The sequence below is a fragment of the Faecalimicrobium sp. JNUCC 81 genome (assembly GCF_053667625.1).
Genome location: NZ_CM132203.1, coordinates 1,817,888 through 1,839,037 on the forward strand (window position 1 = coordinate 1,817,888; position 21,150 = coordinate 1,839,037).

General features: G+C 25.3%; 21 protein-coding genes. 19 read left to right on the forward strand and 2 right to left on the reverse strand.

The window, feature by feature from the left end; translation table 11 throughout:
- Positions 1–12 precede the first annotated feature (12 nt).
- From JNUCC81_RS08965 to JNUCC81_RS09010, 10 genes are all read left to right on the forward strand, one after another.
- On the forward strand, positions 13–669 hold the full coding sequence (locus JNUCC81_RS08965; protein ID WP_454096265.1) for a hypothetical protein: 657 nt from the start codon (positions 13–15) through the stop codon (positions 667–669).
- A gap of 118 nt (positions 670–787) precedes the next feature.
- On the forward strand, positions 788–1,156 hold the full coding sequence (locus tag JNUCC81_RS08970; protein ID WP_454096266.1) for a hypothetical protein: 369 nt from the start codon (positions 788–790) through the stop codon (positions 1,154–1,156).
- A 163-nt stretch (positions 1,157–1,319) separates the two neighbouring features.
- A complete protein-coding gene (locus JNUCC81_RS08975) occupies positions 1,320–2,207 on the forward strand; it encodes a glycoside hydrolase family 73 protein (RefSeq protein WP_454096267.1) in 888 nt (295 codons plus the stop codon).
- A gap of 264 nt (positions 2,208–2,471) precedes the next feature.
- Positions 2,472–3,113: a histidine phosphatase family protein gene (locus JNUCC81_RS08980; protein WP_454096268.1), complete on the forward strand. Its 642-nt coding sequence runs from the start codon at positions 2,472–2,474 to the stop codon at positions 3,111–3,113.
- Positions 3,114–3,123: 10 nt separating this feature from the next.
- On the forward strand, positions 3,124–4,338 hold the full coding sequence (locus JNUCC81_RS08985; RefSeq protein WP_454096269.1) for an NAD(P)/FAD-dependent oxidoreductase: 1,215 nt from the start codon (positions 3,124–3,126) through the stop codon (positions 4,336–4,338).
- 8 nt (positions 4,339–4,346) lie between these two features.
- The gene (aroH, locus tag JNUCC81_RS08990) at positions 4,347–4,712 is read left to right on the forward strand and encodes a chorismate mutase (RefSeq protein ID WP_454096270.1); all 366 of its coding nucleotides are present in this window, start codon (positions 4,347–4,349) and stop codon (positions 4,710–4,712) included.
- 37 nt (positions 4,713–4,749) lie between these two features.
- Positions 4,750–5,400, forward strand: a complete 651-nt coding sequence (gene cmk / locus JNUCC81_RS08995) for a (d)CMP kinase (protein ID WP_454096271.1) — start codon at positions 4,750–4,752, stop codon at positions 5,398–5,400.
- A gap of 19 nt (positions 5,401–5,419) precedes the next feature.
- A complete protein-coding gene (locus JNUCC81_RS09000) occupies positions 5,420–6,016 on the forward strand; it encodes a lysophospholipid acyltransferase family protein (protein ID WP_454096272.1) in 597 nt (198 codons plus the stop codon).
- A 59-nt stretch (positions 6,017–6,075) separates the two neighbouring features.
- Positions 6,076–6,915, forward strand: coding sequence for a 4-hydroxy-3-methylbut-2-enyl diphosphate reductase (locus JNUCC81_RS09005; protein ID WP_454096273.1), 840 nt, complete (start codon positions 6,076–6,078; stop codon positions 6,913–6,915).
- Positions 6,916–7,136: 221 nt separating this feature from the next.
- The gene (locus JNUCC81_RS09010; protein WP_454096274.1) at positions 7,137–8,267 is read left to right on the forward strand and encodes a putative manganese transporter; all 1,131 of its coding nucleotides are present in this window, start codon (positions 7,137–7,139) and stop codon (positions 8,265–8,267) included.
- Positions 8,268–8,349: 82 nt separating this feature from the next.
- Here JNUCC81_RS09010 and JNUCC81_RS09015 read toward each other — a convergent pair whose 3' ends face one another.
- Complete coding sequence (locus JNUCC81_RS09015) at positions 8,350–8,535, reverse strand: hypothetical protein (RefSeq protein ID WP_208334135.1); 186 nt, start codon at positions 8,533–8,535, stop codon at positions 8,350–8,352.
- A gap of 171 nt (positions 8,536–8,706) precedes the next feature.
- Here JNUCC81_RS09015 and JNUCC81_RS09020 point away from each other — a divergent pair, with 171 nt between their 5' ends.
- From JNUCC81_RS09020 to JNUCC81_RS09060, 9 genes are all read left to right on the forward strand, one after another.
- Positions 8,707–9,315: a methyltransferase gene (locus tag JNUCC81_RS09020; protein WP_454096275.1), complete on the forward strand. Its 609-nt coding sequence runs from the start codon at positions 8,707–8,709 to the stop codon at positions 9,313–9,315.
- Between the two features lie 159 nt (positions 9,316–9,474).
- Positions 9,475–11,409: a [FeFe] hydrogenase, group A gene (locus JNUCC81_RS09025; protein WP_454096276.1), complete on the forward strand. Its 1,935-nt coding sequence runs from the start codon at positions 9,475–9,477 to the stop codon at positions 11,407–11,409.
- A gap of 232 nt (positions 11,410–11,641) precedes the next feature.
- Positions 11,642–12,973 carry an FAD-dependent oxidoreductase gene (locus tag JNUCC81_RS09030; RefSeq protein ID WP_454096277.1) on the forward strand — a complete coding sequence of 444 codons (1,332 nt, stop codon included), beginning with the start codon at positions 11,642–11,644 and terminating at the stop codon, positions 12,971–12,973.
- Between the two features lie 264 nt (positions 12,974–13,237).
- The gene (locus JNUCC81_RS09035) at positions 13,238–14,077 is read left to right on the forward strand and encodes an alpha/beta hydrolase (protein WP_454096278.1); all 840 of its coding nucleotides are present in this window, start codon (positions 13,238–13,240) and stop codon (positions 14,075–14,077) included.
- A gap of 106 nt (positions 14,078–14,183) precedes the next feature.
- A complete protein-coding gene (locus JNUCC81_RS09040; RefSeq protein WP_454096279.1) occupies positions 14,184–15,155 on the forward strand; it encodes an acyltransferase family protein in 972 nt (323 codons plus the stop codon).
- 353 nt (positions 15,156–15,508) lie between these two features.
- Positions 15,509–16,468, forward strand: coding sequence for a CorA family divalent cation transporter (locus tag JNUCC81_RS09045; RefSeq protein ID WP_454096280.1), 960 nt, complete (start codon positions 15,509–15,511; stop codon positions 16,466–16,468).
- A gap of 98 nt (positions 16,469–16,566) precedes the next feature.
- Positions 16,567–17,082, forward strand: coding sequence for a hypothetical protein (locus JNUCC81_RS09050; RefSeq protein ID WP_454096281.1), 516 nt, complete (start codon positions 16,567–16,569; stop codon positions 17,080–17,082).
- 109 nt (positions 17,083–17,191) lie between these two features.
- Entirely contained in the window at positions 17,192–18,391 is a 1,200-nt protein-coding gene (locus JNUCC81_RS09055) for an alanyl-tRNA editing protein (protein ID WP_454096282.1), read from the forward strand.
- Positions 18,392–18,804: 413 nt separating this feature from the next.
- Positions 18,805–19,629, forward strand: coding sequence for an alpha/beta hydrolase (locus tag JNUCC81_RS09060; protein WP_454096283.1), 825 nt, complete (start codon positions 18,805–18,807; stop codon positions 19,627–19,629).
- Between the two features lie 338 nt (positions 19,630–19,967).
- On the opposite strand, the gene JNUCC81_RS09065 is transcribed toward JNUCC81_RS09060, so the two are convergent.
- Positions 19,968–21,083, reverse strand: a complete 1,116-nt coding sequence (locus tag JNUCC81_RS09065; RefSeq protein WP_454096284.1) for a tyrosine-type recombinase/integrase — start codon at positions 21,081–21,083, stop codon at positions 19,968–19,970.
- Positions 21,084–21,150: the final 67 nt, after the last annotated feature.

Consider the following 21,150-nt stretch of genomic DNA (forward strand, 5'->3'; position numbering starts at 1 on the left):
AGGGGTGATTTAGTGTTTAGAAATAATAAAAAAATAAAGCAGTGCAGAAAAGAAGGCGCTTCATATTTATGTAAAAAAGAAATTTGTAATTTAAACAAAGATTCTATACAATTATTAAAAAATGATCTTATCCAAGCAAGAGATTTACTATCTGATGAAATTAAAAAGTATAAAGATGATATTAAGTTGCCTACATATGGGCTATTTGTATGTGATGATGGTATGATAATAGGAAAGCCTACAAAAAGAGGAGATATTAAGGTATTATTTTTTAATCCTGTATTTACAGATAAGGGTGAAGTTGTAACATCTCAAAAATTAGAAAACTATATAGACGACAAAAAACATAAAATTAAACATAAAAAGGCTGATCAGAAATTGGTAGAAGGTGTACATAAAGTATTAGAATCGATATCTTCAAAAAGTTCAGAATCTCCAAAAGTATATACGATAGACAACATATATGATTTTAATTTAGAAGAAACATCAAAAAATACTATATATGCTTTTAAAAAAATAAAAAATAAAGCAGATGATGATATAAGTAATATTGGCATTGTGTATAATACATGTGATGAATGGATGGTAAGCTTTTTTAAAGCCGACAAATTAAATAATAAAGGACAATTTGTGGAAGCACAGATTTTAAGGAATTATTTAAAAATATAGAGATTAGTAAAAGTCTAGGTATTATATCTAGGCTTTTTTATTTTGTAAATATAAAATGACATAAAAATAAAAAATATGGTATTATTTAGTATATAATGTTATATATTGGGAGGTAAATATGAATAAAAAAATAATAGCTATTATAATAGTATTAGTAATAACTACTGTTGTAGCAAGTGGATTTGCACTATTTAATTATGATAGATATAATACAGTGTTAAGAAAGAATACAAATTTAAATTCAAAAATTTCTGAATTAACTAATCAAAGCAAAGAAAATGAAAAATTAAACAAAGAATCAGAAGGAAATATATCTAAGTTAAAAGAAACAATTACAACATTAGAAAATAAAGTTTCAGAATTAGAAGGTCATGGAGCAAAATTAAAGGAAACTATCTCGAATTCAGAGCAAAACTATAAGCAACTACAATCTAAATATGATGTTTTAGTTGAAAAAATAAAAGGAATAAGTAATTTAGCAAATTAGTATTAATAAAAGCTATGTGATTAATCACATAGCTTTTATTAATACTAATTAAATGTCTACTATACGCTATTTAAAATGTCGAAAAATGAATAAATTGTAATAAACTTGTAACAAAAATGTAGTAAATTATAGGTATAATAAACATATGCAGGAGGAATATATTATGAAAATAAAAAAAATTATACCTATAATAATATTATTAATTATGGTAATAGCTGGGAGCTTAAAATATTTTTCTTTAAAGGAAATAGATAAAAACAATATAGATGTATTTAAATACATAGATTGTGTTGACAAAGTTAGTGAGAATAAAATACAAGTAAACTGGAAATATGTTGCGTCTATAATAGGTGTAATAAATGATAATAATTTTAAAAATGTAAGTAACTCTGATATAGAAAAAGTATCACAGTTGTTTATAGAAGAAAAAAACGGTAGTTATAAGTTAAAAAAATTAGAAAATGTTTTAGATGGTTTAGAATTTGACAATAAAGAAAAATCTAGAGTAAATGATTATATAAATGATTTAGTAAGCTATGGTGTAAAACCATCTAGCTTAAATCCAAATTCTGATAATATTAAATTTATAAATGATATAAAACAAGATGCTATAGACAATTATAAAGTTTATAAAATACTACCATCAATAACAGTAGCTCAAGCAATACTTGAATCAAGTTGGGGGAAATCAAAATTATCAAAAGACTTTAATAATTTATTTGGTATAAAGGCAGATAAATACTGGAATGGAGAGTATGTAACTTTAGAAACTAAAGAGCATGTAGATACTACTATAAATGATAAGTTTCGAAAATATAATGATAAAAAGCAATCTATAGCAGATCACGCAAAATTTTTATCAGAAAATAAAAGATATAAAGCTAATGGTGTATTTAATGCTAACACATATATATATCAAGCACAAGCTTTAGAAAATGCAGGATATAGTACTGTAGCTAACGAAAAAGGTGAATTAACGTATGCAGATATGTTGATAAATTTAATCAAACAATATAACTTACAGTTAATTGATAGTGAGGTACAAAGTTAAAACATATAGTAATATGTTACTAAAAAGCTTATATTAAAGCAAACTTATTGATAATATATGATGGAAATGAAAAAACTATATATACTCCAGATGCAAAATAATAAGAATTAACTAAAAACTACTAGAACATAATAGTCTAGTAGTTTTTTAGTATAATTAAATATAGGGAAACTACCCTGTATAACTATTTTATATTAAGAAATTATGATATAATAAAATTTTGATAAGCGTAAAAAATAAATACATAGTATTTAGGAGGACATTATGGCAAATACATTTTATATAGTAAGACATGGACAAACTAATTGGAATATATTAGGTAAAACTCAAGGTCATGGAAATTCAGATTTAACAGAAAAAGGTGAAGAACAAGCAAAAGAATTATCAGAAGCTATGATAAACTATCCAATAGATTATATATATAGCAGTGATTTAGGAAGAGCTGTACAAACGGCTCAAATAGTTGGAGATAAATTAGGAATTAAGGTTAACCAGACACCAGCACTTAGAGAAATGGGATTTGGTGTTTGGGAAGGCCTTTTAATAGAAGAAATCAAAAAAAATCATTCAATTACTTATGATATATGGAGAAATCAACCTCATTTAGTAGATATAGAAGGTGGAGAAACTTTACATATAATAAAAGAGAGAACTGATAATTTTATAAAAGAAATAAATGAAAAGTATGATAATAAACATATATTACTTGTAAGTCATTCCGTTACAGTAAGAACAATGCTTTTATCATTTTTAGGATCTTCTATGGAAAACATATATAGAATAAAACAAGATAATACGGCACTAAATATAGTTGAATTTAGAGATTATGGTCCTGTTATAATAAAAATGAATGATACTAGCCATATAAAAAATAATGAAAAAATAAATAATTCAGCACTAGAGTAGGAGTAAGCTTATGTCAAATGTAATAGTAGTTGGAGGTGGCTCATCAGGTATGATGGCAGCACTTACAGCTTCAAAACAAAATCACAATGTTACATTAATAGAGAGAAATGAGGAGCTAGGAAAAAAGCTTTTAGTTACTGGCGGAGGAAGATGTAATATCACAAATAATAGGGATATAGAAGATTTTTTCGATAAAATAGTAACTAATAAAAAGTTTTTATACAGTAGTTTCTATACTTTTACTAATAGAGATTTATTAGACTATTTTAAATGTAATAATTTAGAGTATAAGGTAGAAGATTTTAATGATCATAAAGTATATACAAAATCAGATAAATCAGTCGAAGTAATAGAAACATTCAAAAATGATTTAATTAAAAATAAAGTAAAAATACTTTATAATAAGAAAGTTACAGATCTTATAGTAAAAGAAGATACTATATATGGTGTAGTTTTAGAAAATGGAGATAAATTGTATTGTGATAAGGTAATTATTTCAACTGGAGGTAAAAGTCATTCTCACACAGGTTCTGATGGTATGATGTATGATATCTTAAAAAAATATAACCATACTATTAATAAAATATATCCAGCACTATCTCCACTTACTATAAAAGAAGGATGGATTAAAAATTTACAAGGGGTATCTATGCAAAAAGTTGAAATTTCATGCAAGATTAAAAAGAAAAAAATATCAATCATAGGCGATATGATATTTACGCACTTTGGGCTTAGTGGACCTTGTGTTCTTATAACATCATCTTATATAAATAAGGCATTAGAAAATGATGAACTTCAAATAAATATAGATTTTTTACCTAATATGGGTATTGATGAAATATCTAATATCATAAGGGAAAATCCTAATAAAAATATATTAAATAACTTAAAATCAATATTGCCACAAAACTTTTTAAAAGAGATATTAGGTCTACTTAATTTATCAGATAAAAAAGCTAATGAATTAAATAAAGCTGATGAACAAAAGATAATAGAATATATAAAAAGTATGACACTTACATGTAATGGAACAAAAGGCATAAAAGTTGCTCAGGTTACAAGTGGAGGTGTAAGTGTTAAAGAAATAAATTCTTCAACAATGGAGTCTAAATTAATAAGAAATCTATTCTTTACAGGGGAAGTAATAGATGTAGATGCACAAACGGGTGGATATAATTTACAAATAGCATTTTCTACGGGGTATCTTGCTGGAATAAGTGTGTAGGTGATTATATGAAAGTATTAGCAATAAGAGGAGCTACAACAGTAGAAGCTAATAATAAAGAACAAATTTTAAAACAAAGCGCAATTTTAGTGGAAAGAATTATAGAAAAAAATGAATTAGATGTAGAGGATATAATAAGTATGTGCTTTACAATGACAAGAGACTTAGATAAGGTATATCCTGCAGTAGCAGTAAGAGAATTATTAAATATTACAGATATACCTCTTCTTAACTTTGAAGAAAAATATATAGTAGGAAGTTTGCCTATGTGTATTAGGGTATTAATGCATATAAATAGTAATAAATCTAAAAGAGATATAAAACATATATATTTAAATAAAGCAAAAGATTTAAGAAGTGATATAACTGATTAGTTTATATCACTTCTTAAAAGAAATAGGAGAGATCAAAATGAGCAATTTAGTAATAGCAGTAGATGGGCCAGCAGGAGCAGGCAAAAGTACAATAGCAAAGATAATAGCAGAAAAGTTAAATATAAATTACATAGACACAGGAGCTATGTACAGAGCAATAACATATAAATGTCTTGAAGAAAATATAGATATAAATAATGAAGATGAAGTAACAAAGATAGCTAAATATACAGAAATAGATTTTAAAGATAATAATATATATTTAGATGGACAAATACTAACTGATGAAATAAGAACTATTGAAGTTAGTAATAATGTATCTAATGTAGCTAAAATTAAAGAAGTTAGATACTTAATGGTTGACGTTCAAAGAGAAATAGGAAAGAGAAATTCTGTAATATTAGATGGAAGAGATATAGGTTCATATGTATTCCCTAATGCAGATTATAAATTTTTCCTAGTAGCAACACCAGAAGAAAGAGGAAAAAGACGTCATATAGAGTTAATAAAAAAAGGATATGATATAACTTTAGACGAAATAATAGAAGATATAATAAGAAGAGATGAGATAGATTCAAATAGAGAATTTGCACCACTAGTTAAAGCAGAAGATGCAATAGAAATAGATACAACTGGAAAGAGTATAAATGATGTAGTAGATTCTGTTCTTTCTAAAATAAATGTTTAATAGAAGAGGGAGATAAATTTTGAGTTTTTATAAATTTGCAATAAATATTTTTAGATGTTTTTCTAAAGTATTTTTTAAATACGAAGTAATTGGAGAAGAAAATATTCCAAATGAAGGTAATATAATTATAGCAGCTAATCATAAATCTAATCTTGACCCCATATTTTTAGCTGCATCAATAAGAAATAGAGAAGTAGCAGCAATTGCTAAAAAGGAACTTTTTGAGATTAAACCGCTTGGATTTATATTAAAAAAATTAAATGTCATACCAATAAATAGAGAAAAGCCAGATGTATCTACAATAAAAAATATTTTAAGGTCTATTAAAGATGGGTATGTATTAGGTATATTCCCAGAGGGAACACGAATCAAAGGACCAGGATTTGGAGAAGCTAAAGCAGGTCTATCTGTATTTGCTATAAAAGGTAAGGCAAGTGTTGTTCCGATATCTATAATATCTAATTATAAGATATTTAATAGAGTAACTATATATATAGATAAGCCTATATCTTTTGATGATTACTATAAACAAAAACTTACTACAGAAGACAATGAAAGATTAGCACAAAATGTGTTAGAAGTAATAAAAGAAAATTACTATATACATTCAAAATAATTAATAAAACCAAATTCTAAGTTTAATATATAAGAAGTTATAACTAGGGAGATATAAATATGAATGTTAAAATAGCTAAAGAGTCAGGGTTTTGCTTTGGAGTCAAAAGAGCAATGAAAATGGCCTGGGATGAACTTGAAAAAAGTGAAGATGGAATATACGCGCTAGGACCTCTTATTCATAATAAACAAGCAGTTGAAAGATATGAAGAAAAAGGACTTAAAACTATTAATGATATAAACGATGTTCCACTTAATAATAATATGATAATTAGATCTCATGGAGTATCTGAATCGGTTTACAACGAATCAAAAGATAGAGGAATAAATATAATTGATACTACTTGTCCTTTTGTTACTAAAATACATAAAATAGTAAAAAAATACTATAAGAAGGGATATAATATTATTGTTATAGGTGATAGAAAACATCCAGAAGTTATTGGAATAAATGGATGGTGCGAAAATTCTGCAATAGTCATAAAAAACCTAGAAGAGTTAAATAAAATGACTTTTGATAAATCTAAACAATACTGTGTAGTGGCACAAACAACTATAAATTTAGATTTATATAAACAAATAATAGATATACTTTCAAAAGAGATTGAAGGCGTATTATTTAATAATACAATATGTTCAGCAACTAAGGTTAGACAAGAAGCAGCAAAGGAACTATCTAAAGAGGTAGATTGTATGATAGTTATAGGAGGTAAGCATAGTTCTAATACTCAAAAGTTAGTTAATATATGTAAAGAAGTTGTTCCGACCTTTGCAATAGAAACTAAAGAGGACTTAAGTAAAGGAATGTTAAAAGAATTCAAAAATATAGGTATTACAGCAGGAGCGTCTACTCCAAATTGGATAATCGAAGATGTTGTAAGTTTTATAGAGTCTATATAAAAAGTATGCGCCTATAGGTGCATACTTTTTATATGCTGTATTTACATAAAAATTACTAAATAAGAATATATACAAGTTTATAGTTCATAATCTAAAATAAGGTATATAATTAAGTTATTTATGCTATAAATCAGTTAGGAATAAATTTATTTTTAAAAATGTATTGACAATGATAATGATTATCAAATATAATTATTGAGTAACAAAAAGGAGGTTAAGTCATGGAGATATTTATGTCATCAGCTGAAGAAGCATTTTTACACGTCGGATCTATGATTGGTTTTTTTATAGTATTATTTGGATATATAAATTATAAAACTAATGAAAACTTTACATATATCATAACTAAAAATAAAAAGTTACAGCCATTAATCGGAGCACTAATAGGGGCTATACCAGGTTGTGGTGGTAGTTTAGCTATAATTCCATTATACATACAAGGAAAACTTAGTTTTGGAGCTATAGTAGCAAGTTTGATAGCAAGTATGGGAGATGCGGCATTTATATTAATTTCAGCGAATTTTAAAGTTTATTTAATAGTAACTATAGTTGGGTTAATTACAGGAATTTTAACAGGATATATAGTTGATATATTTAATCTTGAAATCAAATTAAATCTTAGAAAAAAACAAGTATCAACATTAACTAGAGGGACTTCGTGTGCTTGTAATCATGGTTTATCTAATAATCGAGAAAATGTTAAGAATCAAAATAGTAAAATATATAAATTTGCATATCTAATGACTCATAAAGTGGGATATAAGATATATCTATTAATTCTTTTAGTAGGGTTTGCATTTATGACTATAGCCCATTCAGGAATTGAAAATGAAATTATACATTCTATCCATGAGCTTGAAGAGGTTTTAGCAGTATTAGGTATATTATCATCTATAATTTATACTATGTGTTTTAAAGTTGTATCTAATAACTATAATATAGATAAAGATGATAGATCATCACTTAAAAATATATTAATAAATGGCGTAGCTGAGATATCATTTATAATCACATGGATATTTATAGCATATCTTGGATATGATTTTGTAGTAATGTTAGTAGGCGGAGAAGAATACATTGCTAATCTTGTTTTATATACAGGAATAGGAAGTGTATTTATAGGTGCATTACTTGGATTAATACCAGGATGTGGAGTTCAAATACTGCTTATGTCTTTTTATTTAAAAGGGAACCTACCATTAGGTGCTGTAATTGCAAACTCTATATCTCAGGATGGAGATGCGTTATTTCCTATTATAGCATTAGATAAAAAATCAGCACTTTGGGCGAGCATAATAACAACAATTCCGGCTATATTAGTTGGTATTATCGTTTATATAATTACAGTATAATAATAAAAGGCTAATAGTTAACTATTAGCCTTTTATTATTTAAAACTAAATATTATAAAACTTACCGTATATGTATAAATATTTATATACTATTTAGCTCTTTACTTATTTTACATAAAATAGTACATAATGTATTAATTTCATTACCTATTAAAATTTTTTGATTTAATTGACAGTCATTACAACCATCTACGCAATTAGTTCCACTTATCATATCGTTCTTTCCCCCCCACTCTTTTAAAATCTCAACAAATTCATTAATATCCATCTCTAATTCCTCCAAAATATATTTTCTATATTATTATATAATCAAGATATATCAAAGTCTCTAGGTATATATTGGCAGAGTAAAATATATAACAACTTGATTACTTTTAATTAAAGATTTACAATATAATATACAGACCGATTATGAATTTTAGCATAGAAAGGAAACACAATGGACGAATATTATTATGAAAATTTACTAAATATAAAAACTACAGGAGATCAAAAGTGGAATAAAAATAACATACATTATCATCCTTATGAACCAACACTATATTCTTCACTTGAATGCTTATTTGAAAAATATACATTAAAAAGTAATGATCATGTAGTTGATTTTGGATGTGGTAAAGGCAGGCTTAATTTTTATATAAACTACTTTTACAAATCAAATGTTACAGGAATTGAAATGAATGAAATATTTTATTATGAAGCTCTAGAAAATAAAGCTAATTACATGAAGAAAAATAAAAAAAGCTTATATAAAGTAAATTTTGAATGCTGTCTAGCTCAAGATTACAAAATAAAATCATATGATAACAAATTTTATTTTTTTAATCCATTCTCTGTACAAATATTTACAAAAGTTGTTGAAAATATTTTAATTTCATTTGAAGAAAATCCTAGAAATATAGAAATTATTTTATATTATCCATCACAAGACTATATATACTATTTAGAGTACCTAAGCCCATTTATATTATCTGAAGATATTATATTGCAAAAACTAAATAAAAAAGATGAGCGTGAAAGATTTGTTATTTATAAATTGAGTTACTAAAACCTGAATTGTTTCAAAAACAATTCAGGTTTTTTATTTATAACTCAATAAAATGCAGACTCTATAGAAAACTTTGGAAAAATAAGAATAATAGAGCTATTACTAGGAAAAATTAATTATATGAATATAACAATGGTTTAGATAGATAAGGAGTAAATAATGGCTGATAAAAAACAAACTATAATACAAAGTTCACTAGGTTCAGTATTTTCTGCATTTAGTGAAGATGAACTAAAAAAAATAACAGAAGATAAAAAACGAATAATCGCTATATCTGGAAAAATTAATAATCCTGGAATAATAGAGGTTCCAGAAGGAGCAACACTAGTTGATATAATAAATCTTGCTGGAGGGCTATTAAATGATAGAGGATTTAAAGCTGCTCAGCTAGGTATACCATTTGGAGGATTTTTAAGTGAAGACAGTCTAGATAAAACACTGGACTTTAAATTATTTCCTAAGGGAACAAGCAGAACGATAATTATTTTATCAGAAGAAGATTGTATAGTTCAGTACGCTAAATTTTATATAGATTTTTTACTTGGGAAACTTCAGGACAAATCATTTGAAAGTTACTCTATTGTAAAAACGGAAATAATTAGAATGTGGAAGATATTAGATAGAATAAGTAAGGGAAGAGGAAATATGCGTGATGTGTATCTCTTAAGAGAACTTGCTAGTAGTGTTAAATATAGATTAAGCCAAAGTCATAACATAATGGAAGAAATAATTGATAGATTCTATGGCGAAATAGAAGAACATATAGAAGAAAATAGATGCTATTCATCACAATGTAATCATCTTATAAAATTAACTATAACAGATAAATGTATTGGATGTGGTTCATGTAAAAGAGCTTGCCCTGTAGATTGTATTGAGGGTGAACTTAAAAAACATCATCATATAGATTACACTAGGTGTACTCATTGTGGACAATGCTTAGCAGCTTGTCCTGTTAATGCAATAACCGCAGGAGATAATACATTTAAATTCCTTAGAGATTTAGCAACTCCAAATAAAGTTGTGATTACTCAAATGGCTCCTGCTGTAAGAGTAGCGATAGGTGAAGCTTTTGGATTTGAACCTGGAAGTAATGTAGAAAATAAAATTGCTGCAGCCTTAAGAAAATTAGGAGTAGATTATGTATTTGATACAACATGGGCAGCTGATTTGACAATAATGGAAGAAGCAGCAGAGCTTCAAGAAAGGCTTGAAAAGTACTTTGCAGGAGACCCTAATGTAAAGTTACCAATACTAACATCTTGTTGCCCTGCATGGGTTAAATTTATAGAACAAAACTATGGAGATATGTTAGATGTTCCATCATCAGCGAAATCACCAATGCAGATGTTTGCAACAGTTGCAAAAGATTTATGGGGAAAAGAGCATGGGCTTGCAAGAGATCAAATTACATCAGTTGCAATTATGCCCTGTATTGCAAAAAAATATGAAGCATCAAGACCAGAGTTTTCAAGAGGCCTTAATTATGATGTAGATTATGTGATTACAACTAGTGAACTTATAAAGATATTCAAAGATTCTGGTATAGATTTACAAGAGATTGCAGGTGAAGAAATTGATCAAGTTCTAGGAGAATATACAGGTGCAGGTGTTATATTTGGTAGAACAGGCGGTGTTATAGAAGCTGCTACAAGAACAGCTATAGAAAAAATGACAGGACAAAGATTGGATAATATAGAATTTGATTGTCTTAGGGGATGGGATAGCTTTAGAGCTTGTGAACTTGAGGTAGGAGATATAAAACTTAGGATAGGAGTTACTTATGGACTTAGAGAAGCCGGAAAAATGTTAGATAAAATAAGATCTGGAGAAGAATTTTTCCATGCTATAGAAATAATGGCTTGCACTGGTGGATGTGTCGGTGGTGGTGGACAACCTAAAGCTAGAAAAAGACAGGAAGTTTTAGAAAAAAGGGCAGAAGGTTTAAACTCAATAGATAGATCATTACCACTGAGAAGATCAAATGAAAATCCTGCAGTATTGGCAATATATGATAAGTATTTAGACCATCCATTAAGTCATAAAGCACATGAACTTTTGCATACTAAATACTTTGTAAAAGTAAAAAAATAAAATGATTAAATAAAAGTGTAAAAATCAGTATGATATAATATACTGATTTTTACACTTTTATCAAAATATCAAAAATTCGAGTAGATATAAATAAAAATAATAAGTATAATTTATTAAATTAAAATAAATACTAAATAATTGAAAAATATAACTCTATTTATGTTTTAAAATTATTTAATACGGGTATAAATAACTTGTGTTAATAATTTATCAAATATTGGAGGTAACTATTATGAAAATTGTTGTTGTAGGATGTACACATGCAGGAACTGCTGCAGTTGTTAATATGAAAGAACTTTATCCAGAAAGTAAAATTACTATTTATGAAAAAAATGATAATATATCTTTTCTATCTTGTGGTATAGCGCTAAATGTTGCAAACGTTGTTACAGAAACTGAAAAATTATTTTACAATTCACCAGAGAACTTATCAGCTTCTGGTATAGTAACCAATATGAAGCACGAAGTTTTAGATATAGACTTCGATAATAAAGTTATTTTAGTTAAGAATTTATTAACTGGTGAAGAATTTAAAGATGATTACGATAAATTAGTTCTTACTTTAGGTTCATGGCCAATAGTTCCAAAATTTGAAGGTGGTCAATTAGAAAATATTGTGTTGTGTAAAAACTATGATCATGCTCAAGTTATAAATAAAAAATGTAAAGATGCTAAAAATGTTGTAGTTATAGGTGCAGGATATATTGGTGTAGAACTTGCAGAGGCATTTGAAATACAAGGTAAAAATGTTACATTAATAGATGCTGAAAATAGAATAATGGCAAAGTACTTAGATAAAGAATTTACTGATAAAGCAGAGGCTGAATTTACTAAAAAAGACGTTAAATTAGTACTTGGACAAAAGGTGTCTAAATTTGAAGGTATTGATAATAAAGTATCAAAAGTTGTTACAGATAAAGAGGAATTTGAAGCAGACTTAGTAGTACTATGTATAGGATTTGCACCTAGTACTAAATTAGTTAAAGGAAAGCTAGATACTTTACCTAATGGAGCTATAATAATAGACGATTATATGAGAACAAGTAAAAAGGATGTATTTGCAGCTGGAGATTGCTGTGTAGTTAACTTTAACCCAGCGAATGAAAAAAGATATATCCCTTTAGCAACTAATGCAGTAAGAATGGGTACACTAGTTGCCAAAAATTTAATAAATCCTACTTTAAAATATATGGGAACTCAAGGAACATCAGGTATTAAAATATATGATTTATGTATAGCTTCAACTGGACTTACAGAAGAAGTCGCTAAAAATACAACAGATTTAAATGTAGGCTCAGTAATAGCTAGTGATAACTATAGACCAGAATTTATGCCAACATTTGAAGAGGCTACTATCAAATTAGTATTTGATAAAGATACTAGAAGAGTAATTGGTGGACAGATAATATCTAAAATAGATTTAACTCAAATTATGAATACATTATCAGTAGCGATACAAAATAATATGACTATAGAAGAATTAGCTATGACAGACTTTTTCTTCCAACCCCATTTTAATAAACCATGGAGTTTATTAAATATAGCTGCTTTAAAAGCTTTATAAAAATAAAAAACTCGAATGATTATAATATAATTATTCGAGTTTTTTATTTTATAATTTTAAAATTAAACTATATATAATAGATAATAGTTTTAATTAGTAATATAATTAAATTATAGGAATACATTACTAATATAAAGTTTAAAGATATTGGCAAAATAAAATATAAGGGTCAATAAAAAAGACATGGGTTTTAAAATTCATGTCTTAAATTTTATAAACTGCTTTATATAAATTATATAGAATACATTAAGAGAGGTATATAATATGAGTAATTTTAGATTTTTTAAATTTAAAAATAAGCTACTTAATATTCATAGAACTATAATATATAGCTATATAAAGGACCCTAAGATAAAAGGTGATATAGTTAAATATGGGAAAAGTCGCAGACAATATTATAAGGTATATAATCCAAATGGTTTAAATAATATTACTATATTTTTTATTCATGGAGGAGGATGGTGGCATGGAAATCCCTCTTTATACAGTTCTGTAGGAAAATATTTTTATAAGATGGGATATTCTTCAGTTATAGTTGGATATAGATTAGCACCATTTTATAGATACCCTTCTCAAATAGAAGATGTATTTACTGCATTAAAACATTATACAGAAAATACTGTGGGTGGTAATATTATAGTGTCAGGATATTCAGCAGGGGGAGAATTATCTTCTCATTTAGTATTTGATACTGATAGACAGAAAAAATATAATATAGATAGTAATAATTTAAAAGGATTTATATCTATATCTGGTGTACTAGATTTTCTTAAATGTAAATCATCTTATTCAAAGTTTTTAATTAAAAATTATATTTATGAAAAAGAAGTTAAAGATACCAATCCGATAAACTTATTAGATAAAGAGGTTCATATACCGATTATGTGCATACATGGAGATAGCGATAGTCTTATAGACTTAGAAAATTCTATATCCTTCGTAAATAAGGTACAAAATTTAGATGAAAATACTACATTAAAAATAATAAAAAAAGCTGAACACGAAGACACTATCGATATTATTAGAGGAAATGGAAATAAATACTCTAAATATATATTGGATTTTATAGAAAATGTAGAGACTTTAAAACAAAACGACAATTAAATCATAAAAACTTAGTAAAGTACATAAATTATTTTACTAAGTTTTTATAATTTAAATATATAATGATTATTTTGGAAAGAATAGTAAGTAATGAAAGGATAATTAAATGAATCAAATAAATAAAAATTATTTTGTAGACAATCTTAAAGTACTGCTAATATTTTTAGTAGTATTTGGACACCTAATAGAGCGTTATATAAATACCAATGATACACTAATGGGAATGTATATGTTTATATATACATTCCATATGCCTTTGTTTATATTTATATCTGGCTTTCTTTCTAAAAATATACATAAAAGTAAAAAAATTTTCTTCAATAATTTATTAGTTCCATATATAGTTCTTAATGTTATATGGTACACCCTAGCTTACTTATATACCGGAGAAAAAAAAATACCAATAATATATCCTGGATGGACATTATGGTTTTTACTTAGTTTATTTTTCTGGAGAATATCTCTTAAATATTTAATCAAAATAAAATATATACTTCCTATAAGTTTTGCACTTGGTATAATAGTCGGATTAATCCCAAACGGATCTGTTCTATCTTTCTCAAGAACTATATTTTTCTTACCGTTTTTTTTATTAGGATATTATTGTGATTCTAATAAATTAGAAAAGCTAAATAAAATAAATGTATGGACTGCTTTACTTGGTGTAATTTTGTTTATTGTATTAGGTCTTTATATTGCAGACAAAAATATTTTAGATTATAGATTTTTATATGGATCTTATTCGTATAAGGAACTTAACATGAATATTTGGATAGGTATGGCTTATAGAATATTACTTTATATGAGTAGTATAGCCTTGAGTTCATTTATATGTATATTAACACCTACTATAAAAACATTTTATAGCAATTTAGCAAAATCTACGATGTATGTATATGTATTTCATATATATGTTGTATTAATTATTTTTTATTTAATACCAACATGGGATGAAAGTATTTTAACAAAGTGTGTAATATTATTTAGTCCATTGTTTGTTACTTACTTATTATCTAGCAAAATATTTGCAAATATTTATAAGTTTATATTTTCTTATTTTCATAAATTAATAAAATAAAGTTTTAAATTAGAAAATATTAGTTATATAAAAAAGTAATAAAAGGACGCTAAATAGTGTCTTTTTATTATTTCAAAAACTATTTATTTATAGACTTTATATTTTTAAGTGACTCCATTGAGAAGAATCACATTTTACTTAATTAAATAAAGTTAAGTTTTAAAAAACTTAATTTTATAAAAGTATTAAGATACATATAGGTAGCGATATATAGATATTTCAAAAACATAAGTTTATGAAATATTTTTTATAATAAATTTAATAGAAATAGGATTTTAAATCATAATTATAAAATATAATCATGAATTTCTAATATAGATTTAGTATATACTATTAAATGTAGGGGTGATAATATGTATGTATTAAACTTAGATACAAGAGAAAAAATCGAAAAATTTGATAAATATTTTTATAATACAAAAGATTCTTATGTAATGCTTAGCACTCCTAATGAGCTTAAATTATTAAAAAATATACTAAACATAGATGAAATAACTTTTAAAGACTGTCTTACATTTGATGAAAATATAAAATTAGATTTATTTGATGATTATGATTTTTTAAGTGTAAATACTTTTAATTTAGATGAAAATGATTCTATGATAGAAGAAATAAATATTTATACTTCGGATAACTATATACTAGTAGTATCTCAAGAAGAACACTATATATATTGTTTTGTAAAAACCCTTATTTTAAATAATATAAAACTAGATGATGCACCACCAATTGTAAGCTTATTTAAAATAAATTATTTAATATTTAAAAATATTATAGTTCATGAGTTTGAAAATCTAGAGAAAATAGAGGATATGATACTTGAAATAGAAGATGCTATGATGGATGGAAAAAAAGATGATTATATAACTCAAATAAATTATGTTCGATCAATAACTAGATCAGTAGTTAAAAATACTAGGCCTCTTTTATATATAGGAGATAGAATTATAAAAGAAAACATAAGATATTTAAAATATTCAGATGTAAAAAAATATAATCTTGAGAACTTGCAAGGGTTAGATTTTGGAATAGACAAATTATATGCATTTGCATTATCAACAAGAGAATTAGCAGATAAGCTTTTAGATATTCACTCTTCACAAGTTGCTGAAAAAACTAATAATCTAATTACTAAGCTTACAATTTTAACTGCTATAGCGGCACCTCTTACTATAATTACAGGAATTTATGGTATGAACTTTAAGTATATGCCTGAACTTGAACTTTTATATGGTTATCCTCTAGTATTAGGTATTATGGTATGTATTATAGTGATAGGTATTCTTATTTTTAAATTTAATAAATTATTATAAAGGTATTTACTTAAGTAAATACCTTTTATGTATATCTATATTTATTTTAAGAGATAATCATAGTATAATCTTTTAAAATAAGGAGGACAAACATTAAATTGAATAATATAGATATTTTATTTACAGAAGCTATGACGCCTAATAAATTCATGAGATTATGTCCAAATATTGGACATACATTAATTATAGATATTACTAAAGAAGATATTTTATCAGAAGATATGTCAGATATATATTCATGGATAAATACTTTATTAAGAGTTGAACATGCAAAACAGTGTAGAGTTAATCTATGTATACACGGATATGATAATGATAATAGGGAAGCTTATGAAATACCTGAAGTAGTTGACTATATAAAATATTTATTTAATAGAAGACCCGAATTATATTTTTTCTTAGATCTAGCTTCAAAGCGATTTGTTGTTATATGCTATGCTTCAAAAGGATATGGTTTAACTAATTCTATTCAAAAAGAAATAATACTAGATAAAAATAAAGTATTAGAATTTATAAAAAATATTACTACTAAAATAAGTATTAATAATAAATTTAACTATAGCGATGAATTATATTTATTATCAGATTTAAAATCCATAATATTATTAAAATAAAGTATATAATGAAGTAATTCTATTTATTAATACTGTAATTTATATAAATATAATTATACTATCTAAATTATGGTATTATATTATTATAATTTAGAAAGGATAATTGAATATGGAAAAATTATATTATACAAATCAATACATAAGAGAATTTAGTGCAGAAATAGAAGAAATATTAGAAATAAAAGATAAATATCATGTCCTGTTAGATAAAACAGCTTTTTTTCCAGGCGGAGGAGGTCAGTTTTGTGATTTAGGAATGATCGATGTTCATAGCGTATTAGATGTTTACGAAAAGGATAATAAAGTTTATCATATTTTAGATAAAAAACCTATAAAAATACATAAAGTAAAATGCAAAATAGATTGGGATAGAAGAGAAGATGGAATGCACCAACATTTTGGACAACATGTATTATCTGGAAGTTTTTATAAGTTATTTAATGCTAATACAAGTGCTTTTCATTTGGGGAAAGATGTAAGCACAGTAGATATTAATGGCCACCTAACTGAGGAACAAATAAAAGCTGCAGAGCTATATGCTAATGAGGTGATAAGCCAAGATATTAAAGTAGAAACATTGATACCATCTAGAAAAGAACTTAAAAAAATATGGATAAGAAGAGATTTACCTGAAACAGCTGATGAAATAAGAATTATTAAAATAGGAGATTTAGATTCTAATGCTTGTTGTGGTGTTCATCCAAAATCAACCCTAGACCTTAAAATGATAAAAATAAAAAGATGGGAAAAAAATAAAGGAGCTACTAGAATAGAATTTTTAGCAGGCAAGAGAGCTATTAACTATTCCTTACAAAGAGATAGTTACTTAACTGATATATGCAGATATTTAAGTTCAAATGAAGATGAGTCTATAAATAGTATAAAAAAATTAAAAGAAAAAATTGAAGAAAGTATAAACTCTAATAGAAAACTTGAAGAAGCTTTAGCTAACTATGAAATTCAAGATATGATAAAATCTAGTAAAAATATAAAAAATATATCTGTAGTTAACAAAATTTATACTAATGAAAACTTAAAATATGTATCTAAAGTAGCTACAAAAATAACAGAAGAAGAAAATACAATCGCTCTCATTGCATTAAAGAACGATGATAAAGTAAATGTAGTTTTTGCAGCAGCTAAAAACTTAACAAATATAAATATGAATAATTTATTAAAAGATGCTCTTACCTTAGTAGATGGAAGAGGAGGAGGAACCCCTTATCTAGCTCAAGGAGGAGGAAAGAATAATGGTAATTTAGAGTCTGCTTTAGATTATGCATTTTCTAAGTTAGAAAAATCTATATAGATACTTATAATAATAAAAATAGCTTATACAAAGAATAGTGAATTAATTTAAGTTTACTAATTTTATGTAGGCTATTTTTTACTATATAATTAATTTTACCTTTTTGTTCATAAAAACTACATGCTAACTTTTCACAAAAGAAAACAATGCTAATTATTTATAAATAACAATAACTTACAATAGAAAAGTTTACATAATTTTATTATTTTAAACTAATTATTAGGATTATAATTAATTTCTTTTAAAATTGATTTAAATCAATTTTAAGCGATTTTATGTTTTTATAATGGAATAATATTATAAAAATTCTTTATACGCCTTAAAACTAAAATTTTTACATTAATATTTTTAAAGTTTTTTAAAATTTCAAATATTATGATACAATTATAAATACAAAAATAGTGGAGGGAAGAATGTTTATAAATACTGATGACAATGTAAAATTATATGTAAATGAAAAGGGTAGTGGAATTCCTTGTATTTATATACATGGAGGTCCTGGTTCTTGGAGTAAAGATTTTGAATTATTTTGTGGAATGCATTTAGAAAAAATATTAAGAATGATATACATAGATCAAAGAGGATGTGGAAGATCTGGAGGAGATGAAGGTACAAGTTATTCTATTGATAATTTAGTAAAAGATATTGAAATAATAAGAAAAAAATTAAATCTTGATAAAGTTATTTTATTATCGCATTCTTTTGGAGGTATAATAGCTGTAAATTATGCTTATAAATATCCTCAATATATAAAAGGTCTTATATTATTAAATTCAACCCTTAATTTAGAGGATTCTCTTTTTAGTCAAATTGAATACGGATGTAATTTACTGAATTATGATTTGAATAAATATGCAGGTTATTCTGTAATAAGAAATTGGCAAAAAGTAGCATCTGAGCTTATTCGAAAGGATCTATATTATAAACTTCAATATAAAGAATATAAAAACTTCTCAAGAATGAAAAAAATAGATGAAGATTTTATAAATTGTTCTATGTCGAAGCAAGCTTTTTATAATAAAGAGTACTTTAAAAATTATTATAATATTACTTCTGATATAAAAGTAAAGACTCTTATAATTTATGGAGATGAAGATTATGCAATGGGAGTCAATCATTATCTTAACTTTAAATTTGAAAATTATATATTAAAAAATATAAAAGGTAAACATACGCCTTATTTAGAAGATACTTTTGAAGTAGTGCAAATTATTAATAGATTTATATTAAAATTATAAATCTATACCCATGTAGCCAGTGTTAACATAATTAAATTATTTTAACACTGGCTACATGGGTATATAAAATATAAATTATTTTAAAATTTATAATTATGTATATTATTATTTTGTGGTTTTATTAATTTACTTATTTATTACAAACTCAAATTTATGTTTGAAGTATTTTAGTTTACATAATTTAATTATAGAAACCATTTTTGTATTATATTTAGCTTTTATCCATGTAAATGGTTATTTACGTCTTTAAGAAGATTGTATATTATTTAGGTTTAATTATTCGAGAACATAAATAAAACCTCTTAAAATTCAATTTAAGAGGCCGGTTTTTTCTAATTTTATCCCAATTTAAATAATTCTTCTGATATTTTATTACTCGCTTCAGAATCCATTTCTTTAAGTGCATGAGCATAAATATTTAAAGTTGTATTAATATTTGAATGTCCAACTCTTTCTGATATCACCTTGATGGGTACTTTAGAATTTATAAGTAAAGTTACATGCGAATGTCTAAGATCGTGAAATCTTATATGTTCTAAATTATTTTTATTTAGAAAACGATTGAATTTCTTACTCATAACATCTTGGGCTATCGGTTGCTCATTTTTATCAAAGAATAATAAGTTTGAAAAATTTTTAATTTCTCCTCTTAATTTAGCTTCTAATTGTTTCTTTTTATGTTCTTTTAATAATACCATTATTTCATTTGGTACTGAAATTGTTCTTTCTGAACTTTCGGTCTTGGGATTTTTTAAAATAACTGAACCATTATTTCTTACAGTAATCTTGTTTATGGTTATAGTATTTTCGCTAAAATCTATATTGTCCCATGTAAGACCTAATATTTCTGATATTCTGAGTCCTAACCCGCTGGCTAAGAATATGTGTAGTTCTAATGGTGTCCCTTTGCAAATTTTAAGTAATTTAATCATATTTTCTTTATTATATATGTTGTTTTTAAATTTTCTAATTCTAGGAATTTCTATACAATCTACTACATTTTCTCTTATTAACCTTAATCGGTAGGCTTTTTTAAGTGCTAAATTCAAAATATTTATATGTATTTTTATAGTCTGTGGTGTTAGTACTCCTACTAAATCATCAACATAATTTTGTATATGTATAGGTTTTAGATCTTCTAATTTATAGTTTCCTAGCATGGGTATTAGGTATTTTTTGCAAATTCTAAGGTAGCAATTATAAGTTGTTATTGATAAATTAATTTTATATTTTTCTAAAAAGTCAATTAAAAAAGATTCAACATTTATGGTATTTGGTAGAGTTAGTTCATCATTAAAAATGCTATCTTTTAACTCGTTTAATTTCTTAGAAGCGTCTCTTTTTTTCCCAAAAGATCCCATATTCTTTTGCACTTTTTTACCGTTTTCTTTATCTTTATATTCTAAATAAACTATATAATTTTTACTTCTTTTTCTTATAAATGCGAAACTCATTATATTCCTCCAATATATTACAATTATATATTTATTATATCATAATTATATAAATAAAAAATAAAAA